This is a genomic window from Legionella nigrisilvae (assembly GCF_977063395.2).
In genome coordinates this window covers 313613-337368 of the sequence record NZ_CDRUGZ020000038.1, presented here as the reverse complement: position 1 = coordinate 337368, position 23756 = coordinate 313613, and the positions used below count along the sequence as shown (strand labels likewise).

Sequence of the window (23756 nt, the reverse complement as noted above, 5' to 3'; positions counted from 1 at the left end):
ATTTAGAATCAAAATGCGTTATATGAGTTATAATATTTGAATCAGGGTATAAAATACTGCATAGTAAATAAGAAGAATGGACTCGTGACTCGGTAAATTACGATATTTTTCAATATAAAAAAATAATGGTTTTTAACTGATAGGAAATAACGGATTAGATCCAATGAAATTATACAACATTTTAATTATTGGAAGTTCTGCAGATGTTGTTAACAAAATAACGAATTGGCTCAAAAAAGACATGGCAATAACCACTGCCAAAGACTTGATCGAAGCCAAGGACTTGTTGCAAAAAAAGCATTGGAATCTTGTTATTACCGATATCAATTTGGAAAATAGTAATGTTTTAGAAATAACCAAGATGGTAAAAATATCCAGTCCTTTTACTCCTGTTTTAATCATTACCGCCAATCAAAAAATAGACTTTATCCTGGCTGCTCTAGAGTTCCATGCAGATGCACTTGTATTTAGGCCATTAGAAAAAAATAAATTAGTAGAAACTGTCTATAAATTAGTGAACGAAGCAAGACCTTCACGTGAAAAGCAAAATGTAATTTTGGCCATTGGTGCCCATCCCGATGATGTGGAAATTGGTTGTGGAGGAAGTCTTGTGCTCCATCAATTAAACCAAGATTCTATCCACATTTTGACTCTTTCCTTGGGTGAGAGAGGTGGTGATCCCCAATTACGTAAAATTGAAGCAGAACAGGCTGCCCGCGAATTGAATGCCAATTTATATCTATATAATCTGATGGACACGCAAATCTCGAATACCAGTGTCACCATCAACTATATTGAAAAAGTCATTAAAGAAGTTAATCCAACGCATATCTATACACATTCTTTGCATGACTCCCATCAAGATCACCGCAACGTACATCATGCAACACTTGTTGCCGCCCGTAAGGTTAAAAATATATATTGCTATGCATCTCCTTCATCTACGGTTAATTTTAAGCCCAATCTATTTATTGATATTAAAAGTGTTCTCGAACGAAAATTAGAAATAATAGCTTTATACAAATCGCAATCGGTTTCAAAACCCTATCTTAGCTCCGAGCTCGTATGTGCAACTGCTGCATTTTGGGGACGCTATATAAACTACAGCATGGCAGAGGCGATGGAGGTTATCCGGCAGCAACAGATAAGCTAAAAATCGTCATCCCTTAAGAAGAAATAAATGTACAGGAGGTCACATGAATATTCTTTTAACTGGTGCAGGAGGGGCTTCCGCAATTAGTGTTTGGAAAAGTCTTGCTAAAGACCATACGATTTATATGTGCGATATGGATCCCAATGCTGCGGGTTTATATCTGGTACCTCCGGCTCAACGCAGCTTGTCTTTACCGGGAGATGCACCAGATTTTGTAAATAAGATGCTGGATTTATGTCAAAAGGATAAGATTGATCTCCTTATTCCCACGGTCGATAGTGAATTAGCTCCTTTAGCAGCGCATGACCAGGCTTTTAAAGACATAGGCACAATAATTCCTTTAAGCCCATACCTTACTTTAAAAAATTGTTTTGATAAATATTTGTTACTCAACCTATGTAAAGACACAGCCCCCGTACCGGATTTTCATTTAGTAATGGAAGATGTCTCTTCTTTAAAAATTAGTTTTCCCTGCTTTGCAAAACCACGAGTTGGTGCCGGATCCAGAGGATGCGTGAAAATAACAGATCCTAACGATTTTGAGCGATTGCCCCGAGATGGCAGCTATTTAATTCAAGAATTGTTACCAGGAGAAGAATACTCTGTGGATGTGTATATCCATAGCAGTGGCCGACCTCTTGCAGCAGTACCTCGTTTGAGGATGAAAATTGATTCGGGTATAGCAGTTACAGCGCGCAGTGTCTTTTTTCCTGAATTGCAACAAACGGCTCTTTCAATTGCCAAGGTTATGAATATCAAATATGCGGCCAATATTCAATTTAAAGCTTCTGCCGATAATATATTTAAACTCTTGGAAATAAATCCTCGTTTTCCCGGCACCTTACCTTTAACCACTGCCTCTGGAATCGATATGCCCAAATTACTCATAAAAGATATAAATAATGAAGAGCTCCCTGAGCATCTTATGCCTTTTAAAGAAACGATGATGGTACGCTATTGGACCGAGCATTTTTTACCTTTTAGTGAATGGATGGAATTGTGTCAAAATTAACTCTCTGGTTAATTCGTCATGGTGAGACATTTGTTAACATCCACCAGTGGACGGATAAACCAAATAATTCAGACTTAACACCGCTAGGTATCCAGCAGGCTTGCACTGTGGCTAAAGAAATCAAAAGAGCCCCGGATTTGATTATTCGTTCACCCTTGCAGCGGGTACTAAGAACGGCAGAACCTATTATCAAATTATGGCCGCAGACCCCAGTAGAGATTTGGCCCATAGAGGAGTTCGCTTATTTGTCGCCCATAAAATTAAAAAACATGGATAGTGCAGAACGAAAAAAACGCATCGAATGGTATTGGCAAGAAGCAAATCCCTTATTTTGTGATGGAGAGCAAGTAGAGGCTTTTGCACATTTTATAGAACGCGTTCAAAGTTTTTATGAAAAATTATCTTTACGCACAGGATTTATTGTTGTTATAGGGCACGGTGTTTTTTTTAGGGCATTTCAATTTGGATTAGAGCACGGGTGGGAGGTAACACCCCAATGGATGCAACAGTTTAGACAATTTGAAACTTCCAATCCCTTAAAAAACTGTGAAATTATTAAATTTGATTTACAATCAAAGGGTCACGAGAGCTCGTTGATTGAGTGATTGAATCGAATCAACTGGAATACGATGGGATGATTATGGCTACGGTCTTCAGAGTTTATTTTTTTTTGGGTGTCATCGCTCCTTTAATCATTTTAATTGGATTTACAGTAGCAATAACGAAAAGATACAATTGTACACACGCACCCTTTGACACCACCCCCCCTGCAAGCATCCCTTCCATTCCTAAACCCACGCGAGGATTGGTAACCATTTGGTTTGATGGGGCTTATTCATCTCAAGGTTCGCAAGATGTTTTAAAGCTTATGGATGCAAATAAATTTGTTGCCGCGATCTCTGTTCCCACCGATTCTATATGTGGATATAGCTACTTATCATGGAATCAATTGAAATCATTACAAAATAAAGGTTGGGAAACAGTTTCCTACTCAGTTTCAGGACATTGCAGTTACTTCAGTTATAATTTGGAAAAAGAATTGTTGGCCTCTAAAAAGGTATTACAATCAAGAGGATTGCGCGCTGAAAATTTTGTGGCACCTTGTTCGTATAATAAATCATCTAAAATGATGCAGTTTTCAAAACAATTTTACAGCTCCAGTCGATTTTTAGATGAGCAATTGAACGCCTTGCCTTTAAATGATAAATATAATTTAAAGTCCTATCCCGTATCTAATAAAACAAACCCTGCAGTGATTAAAAGTCTAATAGACGTGGCATCTGACTCTAACAGCTGGCTTATTCTCGTTTTTAACCAAATTGATAATAATGAAATCCCAGGACATATTAACCCTGAAAAGTTTGCGCAAATTTTAGAAATAATTAAACACGCCAAAATTCCGGTTGTTTTGCCTGCGCAAGTTTTAAATCTGAAGGTTCGCTCCCATTCCTAGCTGTCAGCGGTGCTAGCTATTCCTGGGTATTTAGGGTTGAATTATGTTTTATCGAAACTAGATATAATATCGTGTAACATTTGTGCATATCCATTAATTACAATTTGATCCCTTCCTTCAACCATAATTCGCAATAATTGTTCTGTACCCGAAGGCCTTAGTAAAATTCTCCCTTTACCTTTCAAACTCTTTTCCAGATTTTTAACGGCTTGGATTACGTCGGGATGGGAGAGAAGAAAGGTGGCATTTTTGGTTTTAAAATTAATGAGGGCTTGAGGCAACAAATGAATGCTTTGCGTCAGTTCGTATAGTGATTGATTCTGCCTGGTCATAATCGCCAAAACTTGTAAGGCGGTTATAATTCCATCTCCTGTGGTGGTTTTATCAAAACAAATAATATGACCGGAGGATTCTCCACCAAGTTTCCAATTTTTTGCTCGCAGCATTTCCTGAACGTATCGATCCCCTACTTGAGATCGGAGAAAAGGGATCCCTAACGATTTAAGTTCGTGCTCAAGACTGTAATTAGTCATCGAAGTACCTATCACCCCACCGTGTAGTACCCCTCGCTGGTATCTGTCCTTAGCAATAATGTAAATAATCTGATCGCCATTAACCAGATTGCCATGGGAGTCTATTAAAATAACTCTATCCCCATCACCATCCAAACCAATACCGATATCCGCACCTGAATCGAGGACTTTTTTCCGTAATAACTCAGGTGCTGTGGATCCACAATTGTGATTGATATTAAAACCATTAGGCTTCACCCCTATGGGAATTACCTTTGCGCCTAATTCAGAAAATACATTAGGGGCGATATTATAGGTTGCCCCATTGGCACAATCCACGACTATTTTAAAATTGGTAAAACGGCACTTGAAAGGAATTGTAGATTTACAAAATTCAATGTAACGCCCCGCCGCATCATGAATCCGTATTGCTTTACCTAACTGCGCGGAAGGTACGGTCTGCAATTTTTTCTCTAATTCAGCCTCTATTGCAAACTCAATACTCTCAGGAAATTTTCCACCTTCAGATGAGAAAAATTTAATTCCATTATCTTCAAATTGGTTATGAGAAGCGCTAATTGCGATTCCCATATCCGCTCTAAGGGTTTGAGTAAAATATGCTATTCCAGGAGTAGGCATAGGCCCTAACAATGCAATATCAACTCCAGATGCGGATAAACCTGCTTGTAAAGCAGATTCCAACATGTAGCCGGATATTCGGGTGTCTTTCCCCACTACCGCTTTGCTTCCTGGCTTTTGATTAAGTAAATTTCCTACTGCCCAGCCTAATTTTAAAATAAACTCAGGGTTAATATTTGATTGCCCAACTCGGCCACGTATGCCATCTGTACCAAAATATTTACGTTGACGCATCCTTTCCACCTTAATATTTATTTGGGGGGCCATCTCTAATTAAATATTGCTAGCATCTAGATGCATTATAGCTAAAAAAAGAAAGGAGGGAGTGTCAACATCTATTAAACCAAGGCTCAGTACAGATTGTCCCAATAATTATTTATGGGATATCGCCATTTTTTCCCAATCATCCTCGTTTGCTATGGGACTATCTTCCGCGACCTATTTGCGGGAGTCAGCGATGAAGCCCTTGCTTAGAGTAAATGCTCGAGTCCATAAATCAATGTAGATAACCCTAAAACTTTTTGGCAGGACAAAATGATCCCCGGCATAAAAGAACGTCGGTCAATGCAATCGTCCGTAATGGTTAGGGTTTCACCGACACTACCAAAAATGACTTGTTGACGAGCAATAACACCAGGTAGACGCAAGGAATGGATATTGACCTCACCATGTACCCCTCCGCGAGCCCCAGGGATTAATTCTTTGAGATTTAATTTATTTTTAGGATTTTTCCGTGCTGCAGCAATCATTTCAGCAGTTTTTAAGGCAGTCCCGGAGGGAGCATCCAGCTTTTGTTGATGATGTGCTTCAATAATTTCAACTTCGGGAAAATATTCAGCTGCTTTGGCCGCAAAAATCATCATCAAAACTGCACTTATAGAAAAATTAGGGGCAATGATTCCTCCCAGACGGCGGCTCTCACAAAAGGCAGTTAATTCTTTAATTTGGTGGGGTAGAAGTCCTGAAGTTCCAATAACTGGATGGGCTCCATGATTAATAATCGTAAGACTATTTTGATAGACACAATCTGCGCGCGTAAGATCAACCACAATCTGGGCTTGGGTGTCTTTAATGGCTTGCGCCAAATTATCCTCTTTGCCAAGTTGTGCGACTAATTCAAATTCGTTGTGGTTATTTAGAGTTTCACAGGCCATTGAGCCCATCTTACCGTTAGCCCCATTGACAATGACGCGAGTTAACATAGTTCTCCTTATGATCTTATTGTTGCTTTTCTTTTTTGGGAGGATAGTGTGTTCGCAAAGCCCAGCCGGTTGCAAATGGCCATCCAATGACAGTGGCTTGTAATGCTAAGGCGATAAAGGCCCCCCCAGGATTATCATCCATAAGAAATATGACCCATGGAAAGAATAAGGCAATAAATAATATAAATAATTTTTTTATAAAATCTGTCATATGTGCTCCATAAGTCGTAATCAAAGGGACAAATTCGGCGAGATACAGAAATCATATCGCATCTATATCAAATTACGACCTTCCTGTTTTCATTATAGGACTATCATGGCCTCTTTTTCTACTTTGATTTCTTGTTTTTATATAAGTATTGAACATGTTTCAGAGTGCTTGCAAACAATCATCAAACATTGTACATTGTGCGCTCATTCCTAAGGCGAATGATTTCATTTTCAGGATATGACATTCAATATCTAACAAGGGTCCACTAATGAGAAAACAGGAGCTGCACCCACGCACCGCCGTTATTAATAAAGCTCAAAAAAATAGTTCTAAAAAAGCACGAACAGATGCCTTATTGTGGCTCGCTGCACATTTTCCCGCAGCATTCGATAATTCATTAAGAATCCGTCCATTAAAAGTGGGGATTATGGATGACATTTTGCTGCATGCCGATGAAGCTGAAAAATCAGGAATTTCCAAAAGTAAATTAAGAGAAGCCGTGGTTATATTTACGCGTCGACTTGATTATTTGGCATGCCTCAAGCTACGAGAGATGCGTGTTGATTTACAAGGTAACGAAGTTGCTGAGGTAAGTGAAGAAGAGGCGGAACATGCTGCGACCAAAATTAGAAAACGTGTTGAAAAAAGTGTAAGAAACGCTCGAAAAACGCAAGTAGAAAAGACGACACATCAAGCCGCTTCTACCCCACAAAGTACGACTTTTCAATCGCAGGTAACGACCCAATCGTCCTCATCCACTGAGGCTCACTTTCCTACCTATCCAGTCCGTTCTTCAACCTATAACAGCTTAAATACCCCAACACAACCCCCGAGAACTACGGCTGTAGTCGTTAAAAATAAAACGACAAGGCAATATGATCCAGATGCAGTAGCACGTTTGAAAGAGAAATTGGGGTTATCTCGAAGTGAGAAAAAGGAAATCATCGAATAATTCACTTTTTACTTCGAATTATGTCGCCTGGGTGCAGCATAGCGATACCCAGGTTCTTCCGCAAACCTAACCCCGCATTAACTTCATGATCCCTTCAAAATACAAACAGCGTTCATATATTTTATATTAAGAAATGAAAGTTAATGAAATAACTATTTGAATGTTAAATATTATTGGCTAATATCAACCGATTCCGTTTTTAATCGATATGGGGGCGTTGTGTTTAAAAAAAGAGAAGCGCAAAAGGCAACTAACAAAGGACACTTTTCTCAAGTTCCGAATGACGTAATCTATCTGGTGATGTTTTTTCTTGACGTGCAGTCTTTAAATCATTTAGCTAGGACTAATTCAACCTTCAAAGAACTGGTTTTTAAATATCCAAAGCAGCTCTACGTTAAAATATGTAACAAAGAATATAATGGAACCTATTCACAGATACATACTCAATTTGTAGAGCACCTACGAGTCCAACAGGCTGAACTTGTTCGCCAAAAGCGAGAGGAAAAAGAACAAACGATTAAAGAACTTAAGATTGCCGTTAAAGCCAAAAAAAATGATATCAATCAAACATGGAACGTTCCACTAAGTAAATCGTGCATCACCCCAGAAGAGAAAGTTGCAGTCGGTTGCGGTTGTACTTTCGGTGTAATCGGAGGCATTCTAGTTTCCTGTTTTACTCCTCTACCTTGGATCATAGCCACGGGTTTGGGTATGGGGGTAGGGGGCACAACACCTTTAGTTGTTTCTCGAACGATCCGTTGTGGTTGTGGAAAATGTTTGGAATGTAAAGAACAAGAGCTCGCTGCAGAGGAGGAAAATTTCCATAAAGATTATCCTTCTTCTCCAATTATGAAAATGTGAGCCATTGGTGCATAAGCCTTCGATTTTACATCGGTTCTATTGCAATGGAGCGGGTGATGGGAATCGAACCCACGCCATCAGCTTGGGAAGCTGAGGTTCTACCATTGAACTACACCCGCAAAATAGTAGATGGACTGTTCTTCTATCTACTATCCTATAACTAAGTCTAGACCCGAATAATCTCCATGCTATTTGTACCTCCTGCGGTACCGATCATTCGACCCCGTGTTAATAAGACAAAGCTTTTTGATCCAAGATGACCTGATTTTACCAGCTCTTCAAGCACTTGTTGATTCAATGTTTCCGCATTAAATTGATAATAATTCATGAACACTGGAAAAACATTATGGACAAGGCACAAACGACCTATGGTTCGTTTGTTAGCAGAAACCGCGATAATAGGGACTCTACTTTGTTGTCTGGAGATCCATAAAGCGGTATCCCCTGATTCGGTCAACGTAATAATTGCTTGGATGGGAAAATGATTGGCTGCATGCATGGTTGCCATGGCAATAGCCTGATCCGCTCGCTGATAATGGCAGGCTTCAGTTTTATTGTTGTGATAGTAAAAACTAGCATGTTTTTCAGTACTCAGGCAGATCTTATTGACCATAGTCAACACCTTAACTGGGAATTGGCCACTGGCTGTTTCCGCAGACAACATCACGGCATCTGTCCCATCCAATATAGCATTGGCAACGTCTGAGACTTCTGCGCGGGTAGGCTGAGGATTGTTAATCATCGATTCCATCATTTGGGTTGCGGTAATGACTACTTTATCTAATCGACGTGCTTCACCAATGATGTGCTTTTGGATTGCAGGGACTTCAGCGGCACCTATCTCAACTCCTAGATCGCCACGCGCAACCATGATTGCATCTGCCTCTTGAATTATTTCGGTTAGATAGTGTAATGCTTCCGTGCGTTCAATTTTAGCAATAACGGGTATTTTTTTGCCAAATTCAGTCATGAGCCTACGAGCATGGCGAATGTCCTCAGCGTCTTTTACGAAAGACAAACTGATGTAATCTACTTCAGCTTCGATGGCTGTACGTAAATCACGCTTGTCTTTATCTGTCATGGTCCTGGCTGCTAACCCGCCTCCCTTTCTGTTTAATCCCTTAAGATCACTTAAGCCCCCGCCTTCAATAACACGGCAATGAATTTTGGAGCCAGATATACTCATAACTTCCAACTCAACTAAACCATCATTTAGTAATAAATGATCTTCTGGAGCCAGTTCACGAGCAAGGTCGGGATATGCGACAGAAACTTCCTGTTCATCTCCTAGTAATTCTGCGGCATTACAATCCAAAGTAAACTCTTGGCCTTCAATCAAAGTGATCGATTTCTCTTTAAAACGACCGATACGAATTTTAGGCCCTTGTAAATCAGCCATTACTGCCAGTGGACAATTTAATTCTTCTGCAATCCCTCGAACTAAAGCAATAAGTTGTAATGCGGAGGCGTCAGCATGGGAAAAGTTAATCCGTACCACGTCAACACCTGCGGTTAACATGGCACGAAGTGTCGCCGGAGTATTACTAGCCGGCCCTAATGTGGCAACGATTTTAGTTTGTCTTAACATCTTTTGCACGCTCCTGCAAAATGGCAACAGCTGGCAAGGTTTTTCCTTCTAAACACTCAAGAAATGCCCCACCTCCCGTGGAAACATAAGAAATTTGCTGATTTAGGTCATAGAGATCGATCGCAGCAAGCGTGTCCCCACCACCTGCGATGGAAAAGGCATCACTTTCGGCAATTGCAATCGCCAACGCCCGGGTTCCATAAGCAAATTGTGCAAATTCAAAAACTCCAACCGGGCCATTCCAAATGATGGTTTTAGCCTCATTAATAATGTCGACATACTCACTAACGGTCATGGGACCAATATCAAGGATCATGTCATCAGTGGCAACATTCTGTAACGACTTATTATATGCGGGACATTGTTCACTAAACGATTTACCGACTACTACATCAGTGGGTAAAGGTATGCGACATCCTTTTTCTTCAGCAATTTGGAGAATTTCTCGTGCCTCATCCAGTAGTGCTTCTTCGTAAAGTGAAACCCCAATTTCAAAACCCCGGGCTTTAAGGAATGTATTTGCAATACCCCCTCCAGGGATTAAGTAATCAACCAAAGTGACTAATTGACGTAATAAACTGAGTTTAGTAGAGACTTTGGCACCACCAACGATGGCAACAATCGGTTTCTGGGGCGCTGCGAGTGCTTTCTCTATGGCGTTGAGTTCACGAACTAATAAGGGACCTGCAACGGCAACTGGTGCATATTGAGCGACACCATAGGTAGAAGCTTGGGCTCGATGCGCTGTACCAAAGGCATCCATAACAAAGACATCACAAAGGCTTGCAAGTTTTTTGGCTAGCTGCTCATCATTATTCTTCTCACCCACATTGAAACGTACGTTTTCGCAAACGACTAACTCTCCTGGTTTAGCAACCACACCATTGAGGTAATCACTTACGAAATAAACAGGATAGTTCAAATGTTTTTGCAAGTATTCTGCAATAGGTTTCATCGAAAAGCGTCGTTCAATCTTTCCTTCTTCAGGACGGCCTAAATGAGATAAAACCATCACTGCCGCACCAGCATCTAAGGCTGCTTTTAAAGTGGGTAATGCCGCTTGCAAGCGTTGATCGCTGGTAATAATTCCCTCTTTGATTGGAACATTTAGATCTTCACGAATTAGTACCCGTTTCCCAGACAGGTCTATATCGCTCATTTGTATCAGACTCATCAATATCTCCAAACTGGGGTTTAGCAACTCATCATTTGATGTGCTGTATCAAGCATACGATTAGAAAAGCCCCATTCATTATCATACCAGGCTACGATTTTCACTAGGTTTCCAAATACTTTGGTTTGAGTAGTATCAAAAATAGATGATGCAGGATTATGATTAAAATCACAGGATACTAAAGGATCATCATTGATTTGTAAGATACGACTTTTGGCTTGACGTACGATGTCATTCACTTCTTTTACGGTAGTCTCACGCTTTGCTGTAAAGGTCAAATCGATAACAGAAACGTTAAGGACCGGAACACGCATCGCAAAACCATCGAGCTTTCCTGCTAACTCAGGTAAAACTAACCCTACCGCTGCGGCTGCACCGGTTTTAGTTGGAATAATAGAGTGCGCTGCTGCACGAGCACGACGTAAATCTTCATGACTTCCATCCAAAAGCATTTGATCATTAGTATAAGCATGCACTGTATTTAATAAACCATATTCAATACCTAAGGCATCGTTTAAAGGTTTCACAACGGGTGCTAAGCAATTGGTGGTGCAAGATGCATTAGAAACGATGAGATCAGACGCTTTGAGCGTTTGGTGGTTCACGCCATAAACGATGGTTGCATCCACATTTTTTCCTGGAGCGGAAATCAATACTTTTTTAGCACCCGCAGTAATATGCTGCATTGCTTTTTCGCGTTCAGTAAAGAAGCCAGTACACTCTAAAACTAAATCGATGTTTAACTCTTTCCAAGGCAGATTTAGAGGGTTCCGTTCTGCGATGATTTTGATGGCATGGCCATCCACTACTAACATGTCGCCTTCCACGCTGACATCAGATGCGAAGCGGCCATGTGTTGTGTCATAACGGGTCAGATGGGCTGTAGTGTCAATTGCAGATAAATCATTGATTGCAACGATTTCAAATTCATTTTGTTTTTTGGATTCAAAAATTGCTCTTAAGATACAACGGCCAATGCGGCCATAGCCATTAATAGCGACACGTATTGTCATATTACTTCTCTCCAATTTTTAGTAATGAGTTACTATCTCAAGTTAAGCTTCTAATCGTTGCTTCGCTAGGTTAAGGATGTTGTCATTCCCCGAAGACGGGAATCTATTCTTAAAGTAGCGCGGTGCCTCGCTAGAAATGGGTTCCTACTTTCGCGGGAACGGTTGTTCTTTAACTTAATAGCAGTAAATCGTAGCCTGGGTAAGACAAAGCCATGACCCGAGATATTTGATGGTTTCCACGGGTGATGCTTTGCCACCCAGGCTACAAATTTTTAATAATGTTTTAATGTGATACTAATTCTTCCAAAGTTTTAATTATACGCTCTACAGTAATATCCAGGTATTGATATGCCTGATTTGCTGGAGCTGATACACCGAAACGATCCAGGCCAATTACGGCACCTTGCAAACCAACGAATTGGTACCAATAAGCCGAACTTGCAGCTTCAATTGCAATACGTGTATGGACGTTTTGGGGCAATACCTGATTTTTATAATTTTGGTCTTGCTCCAGGAATCGCTCTGCACAAGGCATAGAAACCACACGCACCTTAAGTGCACGTGTTTTCACTTGCTCTGCGGCCGCGAGTGCCAACTGCACTTCCGAGCCTGTTGCAATCAAGATGGCATCCGGTGTGCCATCACAATCCATTATGATATAACCTCCCTTAGTTATTAATTCTGCTGCGGTTGCTCCATGGGGCAATGCAGGTAAATTTTGTCTTGAAAGCAGTAAGGATGTTGGCCCATTATGATGCTCCAAAGCGAGCTTCCATGCAACGGCTGTTTCCATTAAATCTGCAGGACGCCATACACTCATGCCTGGAGTCATCCGCAACATGGACGCATGTTCTACGGGTTGGTGGGTTGGACCGTCTTCGCCTAAACCAATAGAGTCGTGGGTAAAGACATAAATGACGCGTTGTTTCATTAATGCACTTAAACGGATGGCATTGCGTGCATAATCTGCGAACACAAGGAAAGTACCCCCGTAAGGAATAAATCCTCCATGGACGGCCAGGCCATTCATGATTGCAGCCATACCAAATTCCCGTACCCCATAGTACAGGTAATTACCCGAGTAATCTTCGCCAGTGATGGCTTTGCTGCCTGACCAATCCGTATTATTGGAGCCCGTTAAATCAGCCGAACCCCCGAGCATTTCCGGCAACATACGAGCGAAATATTCGATACATTGTTGTGACGATTTACGAGTCGCGATCGCTTTGTCATTAGTAAGGCATTGCTCAAAAAAAGCATTACTTTTACTTTCCCAATCATCTGGGAGATCGCCATTAATACGGCGTAAAAATTCATAATGTTCTTGTGGATAGTGTTGTTGGTAGTCGTTTAAAAGAGTGAGCCATTGCTGTTCTTCTTTTTCGCCTTGCTCTTTATGACTCCATTGCTGATAAATGGCATCAGGGATCACAAAAGGATCATGTTTCCATTTAAAAAATTCGCGCACATTGGCAATGTCTTTTGCCCCCAAGGCGGCACCATGAGCTTTTTCACTGCCTGCGACGGAAGAACCAAGCCCGATTATAGTTTTGCAGATAATCAGGGTAGGTTGGGTGCTATTGGCTTGAGCTTTAAGAATGGCTTGCTCAATCGCATCCATATCATGGCCATCGACTGCTTCGATGACTTGCCAATGATAGGCTTTGAAACGTTGTGCGGTATCATCAGTAAACCAAGAGTCCACTTTACCATCAATCGAAATCCCATTGTCATCGTAGAAGACAATCAGTTTCCCTAAACCTAAAGTTCCGGCGAGCGAACATGCTTCATGGGAAATACCCTCCATGAGGCAGCCATCACCTGTAAAAGCATACGTATAGTGATCCACAAGATCAAAATCATCGCGATTGAAGTGAGTCGCCAAAACGCGCTCTGCTAATGCCATTCCCACTGCGTTAGCTAGACCTTGCCCTAAAGGACCGGTAGTTGTTTCCACTCCAGGGGTATGACCAAGCTCTGGGTGTCCCGGAGTTTTCGAGTTTAATTGGCGAAAATCTTTCAAATCATCTATGGAGAGATTATATCCAGACAGATGAAGTAAGGAATACAGCAACATGGAACCATGTCCATTAGATAATACAAAGCGATCGCGGTTAAACCAAAGCGGGTTTTGCGGATTGTGTTTTAAAAATTTGTTCCATAACACGGTGGCAATATCCGCCATCCCTAGAGGCATTCCGGGATGTCCTGATTGGGCTTGTTCTACCGCGTCTACACTTAAAATGCGAATGGCATTAGCTAATTCTTTGGAAAGATTCATGGATTCTCTTGTGCACTTAACTGGGTGTGATATTGTCGCTCAGAAGACAGGAATCAGCAAGAAAATAAGCGCATTTTTGATCATTTTTTTGCAAAAAGAGCTAATTTTGTCCTATTTTTTCGTTTTATGAGCATTCCTAAAACCACAAAATACCTACCTATAGTATAGATCGAATAACTCTAATAAAAAGACTTCCTAAGCACCAAAAGAGCATGTATATTTTTAATTGGTAAATACTCATGCATAGCAACAATAAATAGTTAAAATAGTTCATAAATTTTCTTTTTGTGTAATTTTATATATAATCAGACCTATTTTTTTACTTTTGAAGTTATTTATAGACAATAAACAAATGATAAATATAGAATTGTTTATTTGATATCCCGAAATTCCAAATTCATTTTAGGACATCATGACCCCACTAATTCGGCATTTACAAGAAAGCTTTCCTGAATTATGTCTTCCTCAGGCTGGGCAAATTCCTAAGAACTGGGCATCAGAGCATATTCAAAAGCTAGGTCCGGATTTTTATCGTAAGATAGTCCCTCTTCATCTGGTGTTGAATCTTGAATATAGCCTTTTAGGACAACAATTAAGAGCTAAATTCCTGTCGAAACAGGCAATCGCCCAAGAAGAGCTCAAAGAACAGCTGTTTGCTGCATTAATAATGGCTGAGCTTTTGGAAGAGATCTATAAAAACTATTTGATCATCCCCAGAGAAGTCACGCGCTTACGTCAGCAACAGAATTTATATCGTGAATTGTTAGAACTAATAGGCGCTCCTACACAAAAATCGAAAAAAGTAGAAGAAACTCCGTCGTTTACCCAACAAGTTCGCAATACCACCATCGAGATCAATTTATACCGTTTGTTATTAATCCGTTCCAAAAGGGCATTGGATCTCCTGGCTCTTCTGAAGACGAGCTCCGAGTCCTATCGAAATTTTGTCAAAATTATGGATACAGTAACCGATCCTATTTTGGCGCATTTATCGTGGTTTTTTTGGTTACCTCGTTTGTTAGTGAATCTAATTGTGCTAATAAAACATACGGTGCCCGGATGGTGGATGGATGATAAAGAGTACTCTTTAGGTTGGTATGTACGTCTGAGTACTCAATTAAAACGTCGCTGGTTCGAGTTAGGAAATGACATTGCCTGGGTTAGTTCAGGGTTCATTAATTGTTTTATTTTGACTGGTGCTTTGGCTCCATTTGGAATTTATGTATCGCTTTCTGTTTTTGCATTTGATGTCATCATGGCAATGACAAGAGCATATATCGAACTGAATCGTTTAAGCGAGCTGCGATCGCACTATGTGACCATGTTAAGTACTACAAGGGATGAGAAAGAGCAAAGACAAATTAAGGAACATATTAAGGCTATAGACAACCAAATTGACTTTGAACGCTTCCGACTCGGTTCCCATGTAACCACGACCACTCTAATTTTTCTGGCAATGTGTTGTGCTCTTCCTATGTTTGCCGCGAATCCAATTATTCCACTGATTGCCGCAATGTGTTTGGTTACGATTTGTTTTATTAATTTTGCTATAGCAGAAGAGGTTAATAAGAGCCGGCCTCAAGATACCATTGACCGTTCCACCGCTTTGGCAAAGTTGGGATTTTTTAACCAAAAGGAACAGCCCAAGGTTGTTCGCGATGTACAACACAATGAAGAAGATGATTTGCAACTGGATGGTCAATTGTGTTGTATCTAAATTAGAGCAGCTATTATTAAACTCTTCCTTCGGATTACGGCGAAATCCTTAATGCTGCCAAATGATAAGCTGCTGAACACTCAAGTCTAAAACTTACCTAATAAGAGCCCAGGATTACTCCATGAATGATTCATCGAAGTATAGAGGCTTTATTAATTGAATGTTATGCTTTACTTCTTGTATCAATTTTCAAAGGTAAAGCATGTCTGCACCAGTAGGGTTACCCCAATTTAGTCGTATTGATGTAAATCATTTTCATTCTCATCTGGATGCCCTTTTAAAAAAGCATTTGGAAGAGGTTTCAAGTTTGCTCAAAGAAAGCCCCCATTATACTTGGGATAATTTAATGTATCCCTTGGAGGATATGGCAGATGAGCTGGAGCGATTTTGGTCGCCGATGTCGCATTTGCATGGTGTCATGGATTCTCCAGAATTACGTAAATGCTATGATGCCTGCTTACCGCTTCTTTCAGCCTATGAATCGGCAATGGGCCATAACCATGAACTGTATGAGGCCATTAAATCCATTGATAAGCACGCGTTGAATCCAGTGCAACAAAAGTTGATTGCCGATAGTTTACGTGATTTTGAATTATCTGGAGTCGCACTCAATAAAGAGCGTAAAAAACGATTTGAAGCAATTCAGACGCGCCTCGATGAATTAACCAATCAATTTGAACATAATATTTTGGACGCCACGCAAGCATTTACGTTGCACATTAAAGATTCAACGCGTTTGGCCGGATTACCGGAACACGCTTTAAATACAGCGAAAGAACTCGCGGCCGAAAAAGGCCTTGATGGACATGTACTCACTCTGGAATATCCATGTTACCAAGCGGTAATGACCTATGCCGAAGATCGGGCATTACGTGAAGAGATGTATCAAGCTTTTATTACGCGAGCTTCAGACCAAGGACCCAATGCGCATACCTATGACAATACACCTTTAATCAATGAAATTTTAGCCTTGCGTCACGAAAAAGCCGAGCTTTTAGGTTTTAACAATTATGCAGAATTGTCCATTGCGACCAAAATGGCCGAGTCTACCAATCAAGTTAGAGAATTTATGAATGACTTGGTCAAGCGCATCCATGACCAAGCTGCCACGGAATTCAAGCAGCTGGAGCAATTTGCCAAAGAACAATTTAAGCTAAATCCCGTCAAACCGTGGGACGTGGGTTATTTGTCTGAAAAACGAAGACAAGCTTTATTTACCTTGTCACAAGAAGATCTACGTCCCTATTTCCCACAACCTAAGGTCATGCAAGGGTTATTCGATTTAGTTAAAAAGCTGTATGGCATGTCAATTGAAGAAGTAAAGGGTGTGGATATTTGGCATAAAGATGTCCAATGTTATTGTGTGGTCGACGAACATGGAACGGTTCGAGGCTACGTATATACTGATTTATTTGCTAGACCCAACAAACACAGCGGTGCGTGGATGGACTCATTGCAAAGTCGCAGAAGATTGGAGGATGGTAAGGTACAGTTGCCGATAGCAACTTTGACCTGTAATTTTGCCAAAGCATCCGCCAATAAACCCGCGATGTTATCCCATGAGGAAGTAGTTACTTTATTCCATGAGTTTGGTCATTGTCTGCATCACATTTTAACTCAAGTCGATTATCTAGGTGCTTCTGGCATCAATGGGGTAGAGTGGGACGCCGTAGAATTACCCAGTCAATTTTTTGAAAATTGGTGCTGGGAAAAAAGTGGTTTGGATGTTTTAACCGCACATGTGGACAGCGGTGAACCGATTCCCGAATCGCTTTTTGAGCGGTTGATCGCTGCTAAAAATTTCCAATCGGCGATGGCGATGTTACGGCAGATGGAGTTTTCTATATTTGATTTCCGTATTCATCAAGAGTATATGCCAAGCCAAGATTCCTTGGTTGAGAATATTTTGGCTGATGTTCGTTCTAAAACCAGCGTGATCCCGGTTGTACCATATAACCGTTTTCCACACAGTTTTAGTCATATATTTGCTGGTGGATATGCAGCAGGGTACTACAGTTACAGTTGGGCAGAAGTGTTGTCCAGCGATGCTTTTTCTCGATTTGAAGAGGAAGGAGTTTTAAATCCCCAAACCGGACGCGATTTCTTGCATCATATTTTGGAAGTCGGCAGCTCGAAGAAAGCGGCCGAGGCCTATAAAGAGTTCCGAGGCCGCCCAGCAACGGTTGATGCGCTATTACGTCACAATGGAATTCAAGGTTAAAGCAAACCTGGGTGAGGGCAAAGTCTCAAACCCAGGAAATTCCCTCTGAATTTTCAAAAGAAAACTGCTATTGTGTGTACATTTTATGTTATACTTATAGTGTACAAAGGGGGCGACCTGGCTTCGACGTGGGTTGCAAAACCAGAGGTGCATGCCGAGAATGAGAACTCTCGTAAATCAGACTCAAATAAATATAAATGCAAACGATGAAAACTTTGCTGGTGGGGAAGCTATCGCTGCCTAATAAGCACTTTAGATGAACCATCACTGTGTACTGGCCAATAAACCCAGTATCCCGTTCGACCGAGCCCGCTTATCGGTATCGAATCAACGGTCATAAGAGATAAGCTAGTGTCTTAATCCATCCCGTATTAAGATGCGAAATTCAGGGAATCGCTGTGTAGTATCCTGCCCGTCGGAGAATGCACAGTTAAATCAAAAGACACGGCTACGCATGTAGAGCTGAAGGCAGAGGATTTGCGGACGCGGGTTCGATTCCCGCCGCCTCCACCAAGCTATTGATTTATAACAAATTTTTATTAATTTGTTCCCGCTGATTATTGCTTCATTGAAATAAACATTAATAAGTAACTATTTGATTATATTTGAAATCCTATTTTTTAATCATTTATTCTCTCTCAAATAGTATATTTTAAAAGTACCCAAATTATGCCCAAAAAGGAGTTTTAATTAGTTAGACTATAGTCACCTACATATTGTAGCTATATGGGGGGAAGTAACTTGTGGTAGATAACGTACCTGATCCATAAGAAATTTGCTAAAATGGGGCAAAAGATTATTACATAATCCAATGGCAGGCTGAATTGAAAAAAATTAGATATCCGAAGTTTATGATGGATAAGATTATTTAATTGGCGTTCCTTGATGAAAAATCATACGCCATTTGTTATTTCTTAAACGCCAAATAGATGATCTTGCAGCCTGCTTAGTTTCTGAAACAGGTGTATCCTTTATAGAGCTAATATAGGTTAGTAAAATCATATCTCCAGAAAGTTGCTGTGCTTTGAATAAAGAAGCTGTACGTTCAGATTGATCATTGCTCTTAAGCCATTCTGCTACTGCTTTTTTATTGTACTCATTAGCACTACTTCCAATCTCAATAAACTCGTCATCAATTAAATCAATCAAATTGGTTAAGGAATCAGTCTTCTCTAATAATTGTTCTTCAAGTTTTATAATTAAATTAGTTAATGAATCGTCCATATTTATTTCAAGTGATTATATGTAGTGTTTAATACTAACATATCCATAAGAAGGATTTATATCAAATCGAATTTCTGTGTTAACGGGTTTCCACAAAATGATGGGTTTGCGAACGAATAAAATTGATATTCAAAATGTCTAACTCACCACGAAAATCAGTTCGAAAACTCTATACATTAATCAAAGTTCATTTTAATCTATTCTTTTAGCCTTTCTGAACAAGAGGAATAATGAGAGTAGGGTATGCCAGAGTTTCAACACATGAACAAAATTTGGACTTACAGCTTGATGAATTAAAGAAAGCAGGATGTGAGCAAATATTTACAGATAAAATAAGTGGCTCTGTCTCTGAGCGACCTGGTTTAGAAAAAGTTGAAAATTTTCTTAGAGAAGGGGATGTGTTGGTCGTTTGGCGATTGGATAGATTAGGGAGATCCCTTAAACATCTTATTTCTTATGTCAGTAAATTAGAGGAAAAGGGAATAGGTTTTCATAGCGTTACCGAGGCCATTAATACTGAAACACCTTCTGGCAAATTTATGTTTCATGTTTTTGGAGCACTTTCTGAATTTGAACGTAACTTAATTAAAGAGCGAACCCTTACGGGTCTTGAAGCTGCAAGAGCTAGAGGTCGACAAGGAGGCAGGCCAGAAAAGCTTAGTGATGAACAAAAAGAACTTGTAAAAACTCTTTATGCTAATAAAAAACATTCAATTCAATCCATTTGCAAAATGGTTGGCGTAGGAAAAACTACACTATATAAATATATCAACCAATGAATTGAATATGTTTATACTGGATCTAAAGCTCACGGTTGACAGATAGTCAGTTGCCAATTTTGATAAAGGAGTAAAACTAAGGCGGAAAGAGCACAAAATAGTAATAAAGTTTAAATGTAATGCTAGATCAATAAGGAAATCCATCGAATGATAGGGAGCAAAGGTATAAATGTCGTTTATTTTGATGAGTCAGGTAATACCGAGCAGGGATTCAAAGATAAGAAACAGCCTTTTATTACTTTTGCGTCACATAATTTTTCAGAAAGTAGTTGCAAAAAGATTCTGAAAAGCCACTTCCCTCGAAGTCAAGCTAAAGAAGTCAAATATTCAAGTCTGGGAAAAAAAGGACGAGTTGATAAATGTTATAATGTCCTGATTGAATTAAAGAAAAACGGAGACTCTTGTTTTAAAGCGTATTCTGTATATAAACCTCTCTTTCTATTTCATTCCTTTTTAACTTTATTTCACGATAGCGCTTATGAAAAAAAATTTCCTAATAAATCTCATGTTACTGGTGATCCGGATTGGACCTTCTCTAGGATGCACGCTTTATGGTTTCATTTTATTAGAATTAAAGGATTAGACTATATATTTAAATTGATTGATCTGTACTCATCTTTTATAAAGGAGAAGTCGGAGAAGGGGTATGAGTCTTTAATTAAACATATTGAAATTTTAACAAATGAATGTGAACAGGAAGCTCTAATTTATAACTGGATTTTAAATACGACTTTTGAAGACAGTGTGAAACTTATTAATGGCGGGTCATTTCAAGATGAATCCGTCAAACCGTCGTGGTTGGATACCACATTACCCTGCGTGTATCAGCTACTAAATCATTGGGCATATTTTTTTGATGGTAAAAATTTTGATGTAGTCCATGATGCTTCCTGGGTATTAAAAAAAGAGAATGGATTATTAATAAATTACAAGGGATTGCAAAGGATAAGCCAAGGATATTAAATTCAAAAGTCCAAGATAAGGGTTTTTATGTTTTTCCTGATTACTTACCAATACATAGTTTTGAATTTGAAAATTCAGAAAATTATGCTGCGTTGCAAATAGCAGACTTGTTGGCCGGATTAATAAATGAATGTGTGGCTGATTTTTGCACCGAAAAACCTAGTAATGAATACATTGATGTAATTAGTGACCTTATTGCAGAGGATAGTTTTATATATATGTTTCCAATTATTCATTATGCTCGAGAAGAAGATCAGCAAATAATATGCAGTAGAAATGTTCGATTTATGTGATGGCAAAATATAATACAGCTAAAGAGCATGTTTGTACAGAATGTTCCAAAAAACATGATTTGGATGTCTAAAAACTATTTTTATGTCTCTAGGTAATCCTTGGGGTTAAACTATAAATTTGGTCTAGCTCATCTATTGCGGTATTAAGGTCATTACAATGACTTAGAGACTTTAAGTGATATGCCAAAATGTGTTTATAAATATATTGTAGTTGAAAAGTAAGTTTTCGTGACTGCTCGTAACCCTCATAATTATGTACAAAATTATTCCGTATTAACCGAATAGCATTTAGACATTCTCCAATATACGATTCATTTGGGAAAATAACCTCGCATCTATTGAGAAAGTCCTTAATTTTAGTTCGTTGGTTTTGATTCTTCTTCGAAAGTAAAAGTTCTATTGAATTCCATAAAATGGTTAATGAAAGATTCGATTCATTCCAGTCTAAAGATCTTATATACAATAAAAGACTTTTTTTTATAATATCCTTATAAGGACATTTATGAATAATTTTTAAATCCCTTTCAATTCTTTTTTTTGTTTCTTTTGGGATATTAATTAGTTCAGTAGATGATGAATTAATTTCACAGTGAATATCCTGATTTAAAAGATCACCTTGAATCTTATGTAGGGTATGGTGTGAGCCTAACCTCAATTTGTTTATGGGCTCAGAACGTCCATCAAAAGTCATATCCCAATTACTATTAATGTAGATATTAACTAAAGCGCGAAATATGTCCATATTATTTAAATGGTCATTTAATTCATTAGATGAGGTATTAGTAGTGATCACACATTTTATAAACGTTTTTAGTTCGTTATATTTATACCTATTTAAAATAGTTTTTCTGGATTGAAACTTAGAAGGAAATTTTTTGTAAAATTTAATCTCACTTTCAAATATTCGAATTTGTCTAAATGAAACTTTTTTGGCAGATATAGAGGTGAGGCAATGCTTTGTTTCATTGACTAATACTAGTTTATTAATTTTATCTTCTAATAAATTTAACAAGTTATCTGAATTTTCTTGTTTTTTTTCAATTAGTTCCTTTATTGAGTCATAGATTAATTGTTGACAGAGAGAATTATCCAATTTCGAATTAAATTTGAAAAATTCAGTCAAACAATTTAATTGCGGAAATAAGAAATTTTGAAAATCTGTAGTAAAAAAATCGTTAATGATAATAGGAAGATTGCCTCCATTTATTTTTGAGTGCATGCTGAGCCATATTATTAGCTTATCGGGTTTATTTTTAACATCCTTCCATTCAACGGAGCTCATTACATCTCCTTACTATTTATTTTAATTTTAGACAAATTTTAATAAGTTAATTGTTTACTCATTTTATTTTAAATTAACGTTTAAAATAGGACCAAGAAGTTAGGAAAACCCCGATTTTCTTACTGATGAACTAGTCAAGAAGGGAGGTGTCCTAAAAACACAATAATATGGAATAGATTTTTTTAAATAAGAAATTTGATCTTAAGGACATCCAAGCTCGTATTCAGCAAATACAAAAGATTATTGAGCAAGGTAGCATATAATCTGGATGGCAGTGATGGCATCTTAGTTTAATCGCGTTTTGACAATAGGCTTAATAGAACCTGCATTTATATTATTTGAATTATAATAAAACGTTGCTATTAATAGCAGTGAAGCAATGGCGAGTGAAATTAGTTTTAATCCGAAACAAATGTTACCGGCGCTGTTTATTTTAATTGGTCTTTGAACTTGTTCTTTATTAGTTATCACTGGGTCGTTCCTATTTAATAACTCTTCATAAAATTCTGCCTGCTTTTTATTATTTGTAGCTAAAAATAAATATTGGCCAGCATCGGCAACAAAAAAAAGTAATAAAAAAGTTAGAATTAATTTTATTTCAAATGAAAAGTATGCCTCTTGTATAAAAAACCAGCAAACACCACCTTCTCCAAATGCAAGCTGTCGGCATATACTAGAAAGAGTTTTTGTGTTATCAGAGTAAACAGCCCAAAATTTTTTATGTATTTCGAGTTCTATTTCTTCTTTTTGTTGGCCCGATGTTTTGTTATTCATTTTGGTTTCCTCTATCAATTGTTATTGGGATAAGGTGAAAATCCGGGACCTGGGTTTCCAGTATTTATGTATGAAGGTGAGGAGCCCCTAGCTTTATTATTCGGACTATAATTATAGGAGCGGACAGAGTAACTATTGATTTTGGAAACGGGTATTACTATTTCCGAATTTTTACATTTTTGAGAGTTATTGCACTTTACAATTGCGTAATGATTCCCTAAAAAGGTTTGCCTTCTGTAAATAGTGATATCTGTTTTTTTTAATCCATTTTTTTTTGCATTTTGAAAAATTGTATTTTCCATTAATGCAAATTGTGATTGTTCCGAGTTATCTTTAGTTGTAGAGCAAGCCGCTAGAATCAGACAGTAACCAAATATGGTCAGAACCCTGAAAATCATAGTCTCTTCCTTAAGCTAATAGTTTCCCTCTTTATTATAGTCAATTATTTATAA

21 protein-coding genes, 1 tRNA gene and 1 other RNA gene are annotated in these 23756 nt (G+C 38.7%); 12 read left to right on the top strand and 11 right to left on the bottom strand.

Annotation, left to right across the window (positions count from 1 at the left end; all coding sequences use genetic code 11):
• Positions 1 to 163 precede the first annotated feature (163 nt).
• Genes ACWTE2_RS23845 through ACWTE2_RS23830 form a run of 4 tightly spaced genes read left to right on the top strand, consistent with a single transcriptional unit; the run spans position 164 to position 3618 of the window.
• On the top strand, positions 164 to 1153 hold the full coding sequence (locus ACWTE2_RS23845; protein WP_454784703.1) for a PIG-L deacetylase family protein: 990 nt from the start codon (positions 164 to 166) through the stop codon (positions 1151 to 1153).
• Positions 1154 to 1196: 43 nt separating this feature from the next.
• Positions 1197 to 2165 carry an ATP-grasp domain-containing protein gene (locus ACWTE2_RS23840; RefSeq protein WP_454784702.1) on the top strand — a complete coding sequence of 323 codons (969 nt, stop codon included), beginning with the start codon at positions 1197 to 1199 and terminating at the stop codon, positions 2163 to 2165.
• Positions 2153 to 2770, top strand: a complete 618-nt coding sequence (locus ACWTE2_RS23835) for a histidine phosphatase family protein (RefSeq protein ID WP_454784701.1) — start codon at positions 2153 to 2155, stop codon at positions 2768 to 2770. Before ACWTE2_RS23840 ends, ACWTE2_RS23835 begins: the two co-directional genes overlap by 13 nt.
• A complete protein-coding gene (locus tag ACWTE2_RS23830; protein WP_454784700.1) occupies positions 2767 to 3618 on the top strand; it encodes a polysaccharide deacetylase family protein in 852 nt (283 codons plus the stop codon). Before ACWTE2_RS23835 ends, ACWTE2_RS23830 begins: the two co-directional genes overlap by 4 nt.
• Before the next feature lie 41 nt (positions 3619 to 3659).
• Here ACWTE2_RS23830 and glmM read toward each other — a convergent pair whose 3' ends face one another.
• From glmM to ACWTE2_RS23815, 3 genes are all read right to left on the bottom strand, one after another.
• Complete coding sequence (glmM, locus tag ACWTE2_RS23825; RefSeq protein WP_454784699.1) at positions 3660 to 5003, bottom strand: phosphoglucosamine mutase; 1344 nt, start codon at positions 5001 to 5003, stop codon at positions 3660 to 3662.
• Positions 5004 to 5239: 236 nt separating this feature from the next.
• Complete coding sequence (gene dapB / locus ACWTE2_RS23820) at positions 5240 to 5971, bottom strand: 4-hydroxy-tetrahydrodipicolinate reductase (protein WP_454784698.1); 732 nt, start codon at positions 5969 to 5971, stop codon at positions 5240 to 5242.
• A gap of 16 nt (positions 5972 to 5987) precedes the next feature.
• Complete coding sequence (locus ACWTE2_RS23815; RefSeq protein WP_182391965.1) at positions 5988 to 6182, bottom strand: hypothetical protein; 195 nt, start codon at positions 6180 to 6182, stop codon at positions 5988 to 5990.
• Positions 6183 to 6450: 268 nt separating this feature from the next.
• On the opposite strand from ACWTE2_RS23815, the gene ACWTE2_RS23810 reads away from it, so the two are divergent.
• Together ACWTE2_RS23810 and ACWTE2_RS23805 are read left to right on the top strand one after the other, a co-directional pair.
• Positions 6451 to 7134: a ProQ/FinO family protein gene (locus tag ACWTE2_RS23810; protein WP_454784697.1), complete on the top strand. Its 684-nt coding sequence runs from the start codon at positions 6451 to 6453 to the stop codon at positions 7132 to 7134.
• Positions 7135 to 7353: 219 nt separating this feature from the next.
• Entirely contained in the window at positions 7354 to 7995 is a 642-nt protein-coding gene (locus ACWTE2_RS23805; RefSeq protein WP_454784696.1) for a hypothetical protein, read from the top strand.
• A 45-nt stretch (positions 7996 to 8040) separates the two neighbouring features.
• Here the strand turns inward: ACWTE2_RS23805 and ACWTE2_RS23800 are convergent.
• The 5 genes from ACWTE2_RS23800 to tkt all read right to left on the bottom strand — a co-directional run bounded on the left by ACWTE2_RS23800 (position 8041) and on the right by tkt (position 14051).
• A tRNA-Gly gene (locus ACWTE2_RS23800) sits at positions 8041 to 8114 on the bottom strand.
• Positions 8115 to 8161: 47 nt separating this feature from the next.
• The gene (pyk, locus tag ACWTE2_RS23795) at positions 8162 to 9583 is read right to left on the bottom strand and encodes a pyruvate kinase (RefSeq protein ID WP_454784695.1); all 1422 of its coding nucleotides are present in this window, start codon (positions 9581 to 9583) and stop codon (positions 8162 to 8164) included.
• Positions 9567 to 10757 (bottom strand): phosphoglycerate kinase, encoded by a 1191-nt coding sequence (locus ACWTE2_RS23790; RefSeq protein WP_182391961.1) that lies wholly within the window; start codon positions 10755 to 10757, stop codon positions 9567 to 9569. The genes pyk and ACWTE2_RS23790 overlap by 17 nt, the downstream gene beginning before the upstream one ends.
• A 20-nt stretch (positions 10758 to 10777) precedes the next feature.
• Positions 10778 to 11770 carry a type I glyceraldehyde-3-phosphate dehydrogenase gene (gene gap, locus ACWTE2_RS23785; RefSeq protein WP_182391960.1) on the bottom strand — a complete coding sequence of 331 codons (993 nt, stop codon included), beginning with the start codon at positions 11768 to 11770 and terminating at the stop codon, positions 10778 to 10780.
• Between the two features lie 283 nt (positions 11771 to 12053).
• Complete coding sequence (gene tkt, locus ACWTE2_RS23780) at positions 12054 to 14051, bottom strand: transketolase (RefSeq protein WP_454784694.1); 1998 nt, start codon at positions 14049 to 14051, stop codon at positions 12054 to 12056.
• A gap of 412 nt (positions 14052 to 14463) precedes the next feature.
• Between tkt and ACWTE2_RS23775 the strand changes: the two genes are divergently transcribed.
• The 3 genes from ACWTE2_RS23775 to ssrA all read left to right on the top strand — a co-directional run bounded on the left by ACWTE2_RS23775 (position 14464) and on the right by ssrA (position 18502).
• A complete protein-coding gene (locus ACWTE2_RS23775) occupies positions 14464 to 15768 on the top strand; it encodes a hypothetical protein (RefSeq protein ID WP_454784693.1) in 1305 nt (434 codons plus the stop codon).
• A 202-nt stretch (positions 15769 to 15970) separates the two neighbouring features.
• On the top strand, positions 15971 to 17989 hold the full coding sequence (locus ACWTE2_RS23770) for a M3 family metallopeptidase (RefSeq protein WP_454784692.1): 2019 nt from the start codon (positions 15971 to 15973) through the stop codon (positions 17987 to 17989).
• A gap of 108 nt (positions 17990 to 18097) precedes the next feature.
• Positions 18098 to 18502, top strand: a transfer-messenger RNA (tmRNA) gene (gene ssrA / locus ACWTE2_RS23765).
• A 351-nt stretch (positions 18503 to 18853) separates the two neighbouring features.
• Here the strand turns inward: ssrA and ACWTE2_RS23760 are convergent.
• On the bottom strand, positions 18854 to 19213 hold the full coding sequence (locus tag ACWTE2_RS23760) for a nuclear transport factor 2 family protein (protein WP_454784691.1): 360 nt from the start codon (positions 19211 to 19213) through the stop codon (positions 18854 to 18856).
• A 230-nt stretch (positions 19214 to 19443) separates the two neighbouring features.
• Here ACWTE2_RS23760 and ACWTE2_RS23755 point away from each other — a divergent pair, with 230 nt between their 5' ends.
• From ACWTE2_RS23755 to ACWTE2_RS23745, 3 genes are all read left to right on the top strand, one after another.
• On the top strand, positions 19444 to 19992 hold the full coding sequence (locus ACWTE2_RS23755; RefSeq protein WP_454784690.1) for a recombinase family protein: 549 nt from the start codon (positions 19444 to 19446) through the stop codon (positions 19990 to 19992).
• 147 nt (positions 19993 to 20139) lie between these two features.
• Positions 20140 to 20955 (top strand): DUF3800 domain-containing protein, encoded by an 816-nt coding sequence (locus ACWTE2_RS23750; protein WP_454784689.1) that lies wholly within the window; start codon positions 20140 to 20142, stop codon positions 20953 to 20955.
• Complete coding sequence (locus ACWTE2_RS23745; RefSeq protein WP_454785019.1) at positions 20883 to 21248, top strand: DUF3800 domain-containing protein; 366 nt, start codon at positions 20883 to 20885, stop codon at positions 21246 to 21248. The genes ACWTE2_RS23750 and ACWTE2_RS23745 overlap by 73 nt, the downstream gene beginning before the upstream one ends.
• 88 nt (positions 21249 to 21336) lie before the next feature.
• On the opposite strand, the gene ACWTE2_RS23740 is transcribed toward ACWTE2_RS23745, so the two are convergent.
• On the bottom strand, positions 21337 to 22530 hold the full coding sequence (locus ACWTE2_RS23740; protein ID WP_454784688.1) for a hypothetical protein: 1194 nt from the start codon (positions 22528 to 22530) through the stop codon (positions 21337 to 21339).
• A gap of 285 nt (positions 22531 to 22815) precedes the next feature.
• Complete coding sequence (locus tag ACWTE2_RS23735; RefSeq protein WP_454784687.1) at positions 22816 to 23304, bottom strand: hypothetical protein; 489 nt, start codon at positions 23302 to 23304, stop codon at positions 22816 to 22818.
• Positions 23305 to 23756 lie beyond the last annotated feature (452 nt).